Below are 3,353 nucleotides of genomic sequence, written 5' to 3' on the forward strand. Positions count from 1 at the left end.
CCTTGCTGCTGCTGTCCAACGTGCTGGCGTCCACCGCGCAATCGCTGGGCGTGCTGCTGGCCGGGCGGGTGGTGCTGGGCATTGCCCTGGGCGGCTTCTGGTCCATGGCCGCGGCGCTGACCATGCGGCTGGTGCCCGCGCCGCTGTTTCCGCGCGCCATGTCACTGGTGTTGACCGGCGTGTCCATTGCCACGGTGTGCGCGGCGCCGGTGGGCGCATGGATGGGCGAGCTGTGGGGCTGGCGCAGCGCCTTCGTCGCGGCCGGGGCGGTTGGCGTGCTGGCGTTTGCAGTGCAGCTGATCACGCTGCCGGCCCTGCCGCCGCATGGCGAGTCCAGCCTGCGGGCCATGGGCGAGCTGTTCACGCGGCCGGCCGTGCGCTTTGCATTGCTGGCAGTGCTGCTGGTGATCTCGGGCCACTTCGCCGGTTTCACCTACATCCGCGCCGTGATGGAGCAGGTGACGCGGCTGCCGGTGGAGGAGATCTCGGCCGTGCTGCTGGGCTATGGCATTGGCGGCTTCTTCGGCAACTTCGCGGGTGGCTGGTTGGCCGGGCGCAGCGATCGCCACGCGATCGCGGCTGGCGGTGCGCTGATCGTGCTGCTGGCCGCGAGCCTGCTGGTGGCCGGCAGCTCGCCTGTCGTCACCGCCGTCGCCGTCAGTCTGTGGGGCTTTGCCTTCGGCGCCTTCCCGGTCGGCTTCCAGACCTGGATCGTGCGCGCCGCGCCGGACCAGGCTGAGGCGGCAGGCGGCCTGATCGTGGCCGCTTTCCAGATCGCCATCGCGTCGGGCGCCATCGGAGGCGGCTTGCTGGTGGACCATGTGGGCGCGCTGGGCGCACCGGCCTTCGCCGTGGTCGCCGTCACGCTGGGCACCTTGCTCACCTGGCGCTGGGGACCGCGGGTGGTGCCGGCACCCGCTTGAAGCCATCCATGAAAAACGCCCCGCCGATGACGGCGGGGCGTTTGCGATGGGGGCCTTCAGGTTGATGCAGGGGCGGTCGCCAGCCCCCGCTTCAGTTCACTGTGCGCCCAGCCGCGTGCGGGCCTGGGTTTTGCGCTGCGTGGCTGCGCTGGCGGTGCTGCGCGCTGCAGGGCGGATCTTCAGGGGGCTGGCGGTGCTGCCGACCTTGGTCAGGCCGGCGGTGCCGCTGCGGTAGGCGTACAGGTCGGTGCTGGTGTTGCTGCTGCGGACCAGCACGGCGGGCTGGCCGAGTTGCAGGGCGCGGTCGAAGGCGTTGGGCTCCATCGACCAGGCGGGGTCGTTCGGCGCCGGGTCCGCATAGCTTGTCAGCGTGCGCGTGGCACCCTGGGCGACGAGGACGCGCGGTGCGGCGGTGCTGCCCTGGTTGGGGCCTTGCACCAGCATCACCGCTCCCACGTTCGAGCCGAAGACTTCGGCCGGCGTGCCCAGCGCCGGGGCGATCTCGTCGTAAGTGTCGGTGAAGGGCAGCACTTCGGGGCTGCTGCCATCCGAGCCGACGACCAGCGTGTTCGCCGTCGCGAAGTCGTTGCTGTAGAGCGGCATGTACAGCGTTTCGGCCGAGGCGACCATGTAGCCCTGCGTCTCGCCACCGGACAAGGCGCGCAGCACGGTGACGGCGCCGCTGGCCTTGGCCACGCTGACCAGCTGGCCCGCGGCGGTGGACAGGTAGTCGTCAGTGGCGGGGGTGGACAGCACCACCGCGGCGACCGTGGTCGGCGTCAGGCGCAGCTGCGTCAGCCGGCCGCTCATCGTCGCCAGCGTGCTGGTGCTCAGGTCGGCGTTGAATCTCACGATGCGCGTGGTGACGCCATCGGTGATGCCGATGTAGGCCGTGGTGCCGTCGCTGGCATTGCGCGTGATGAACTCGCCGGACGACAGCGTGGTCACCGGCACCCGCACGGACGGCTTCTTCAGGTTGACCGCCCACACCTGGCCGACATCGCTGAACAGCCACAGGTCCGGTTGGGCCGGCATGGTGTCGCGGTAGCGGAAGCTGCCGTCACCGGCAATGGTGTAGAGGTCCGCCTTGGGCTTCAGGTCGGCGTCCAGCAGCCTGATCTGGTTGCCCTCGAGCACGACCAGGCCGAGGAAGGCGCCGGAGGCATCCGACACTCGGGCCATGGGCTTGCCGATGGCGACGGGCGCATCGGTGGCGCTCATGTCCATGCGCACGGCCTTGGCGCTCTCCGTCGTCGCGGCGGTGCGGCATTTGCCGTCCGCGGCCGGCGTCGGCATGAACAGCCAGCCCCTGGACGGCACCGCTGCATCCTGGCCTTGCGGCGTGATGTACTGCAGCGAGCAGACCTCTTGCGTGGCCAGCGTGGACAGCTGGCGCGAGCTGACGCTGCCGTCCGTCGCGCCCAGGTGGTCGATCACGTAGTAGTGGTCGTTCTTGGCATAGAAGTCGAAGCGCTTGCGCAGCGCGCTGACCTTGCCGTCCTTCAGGCTGTACTCGATGCTGTGCTGGTAGTTGGTCAGCGGGTAGGCGCCGGTGGCGGGCTCGATGGCCAGGGCGGCTGCCGTCGGCGTGTCGGTGCTGACAGCCACGATGGCCGCCGGTGTGCGGCTGCGGTTGGTGTCGGCGAAATGCAGGACGGTCGAGGCCGCGTAGTTGTCGATCGAGGCCAGGATGTGGCCACCGCTGGCGGCCACCTGCAGCACCACGCTCAAGCTGGCCGATGCGCTGGCCAGCGAAGTGCCGCCGCCGGAAACCAGCACCGAGTAGACCTCGCCGTTGTTGGCGTAGGCCACGGCACCGGTCTGGTAGCTCGCAGCGGTGGCACCGTCGATGGCCACGCCGTTGCGGCGCCATTGGTAGCTCAGGTCCGAGGCACCGGCCGCGGTGACGCTGAAGCTGGCAGTCTGGCCAACGGCCACGCTGGCGCTGGCCGGCTGGGCCGAGATGCTCAGGGTGGGCGTTTCAACCGGCGGCTGCGGTGTCACCGGCGGGGTGCCGGTGCCCGAATCCACCGGCGTCACCGTCAGGCTGGCGGGCTCGCTGGTCACGGTGCCGGCGGCATTGGTCACGGCCACGCGGAAGGCCGCGCCATTGTCGCTGGCCTGCAGGTTGCTCACCAGCAGGTGCGGCCCGGTGGCGCCGGCAATTGCCGCGCCATTCTTGAGCCACTGGTAGCGCAGCGGGCCCTGGCCGGCTGCCACCACGTCAAAGACCGCAAAGCCGGCCTGCTGGGCGGACTGGGCCGAGGGCGATTGCACCAGCGTCGGCAGTGCGACAGCGGTGGAGACGACCAGGCAGTTTTCGAGGTTGATGGCCGAGGCCGAGGGGCCGACCCGCAGGCCGTCGGAACTGCCTACGCTGCTGTCGGCGGTGAGCAGGGCCAGGCCGCCGTTGCGCACGCTGAGGCTGAA

The 3,353-nt window shown here is 70.3% G+C and carries 1 protein-coding gene and 1 pseudogene; one reads left to right on the top strand and one right to left on the bottom strand.

The window, feature by feature from the left end; translation table 11 throughout:
- The coding region (locus tag FKP22_RS25010) for an MFS transporter (protein ID WP_141290380.1) at nt 1-923 on the top strand (923 nt) is incomplete at its 5' end.
- A gap of 96 nt (nt 924-1,019) precedes the next feature.
- Here the strand turns inward: FKP22_RS25010 and FKP22_RS32705 are convergent.
- Nucleotides 1,020-3,353 (bottom strand): annotated as a pseudogene (locus FKP22_RS32705) (hypothetical protein); the annotation flags it as partial.

This window comes from Ideonella azotifigens, from assembly GCF_006519715.1.
Classification (GTDB): Bacteria; Pseudomonadota; Gammaproteobacteria; order Burkholderiales; family Burkholderiaceae_C; genus Ideonella; species Ideonella azotifigens.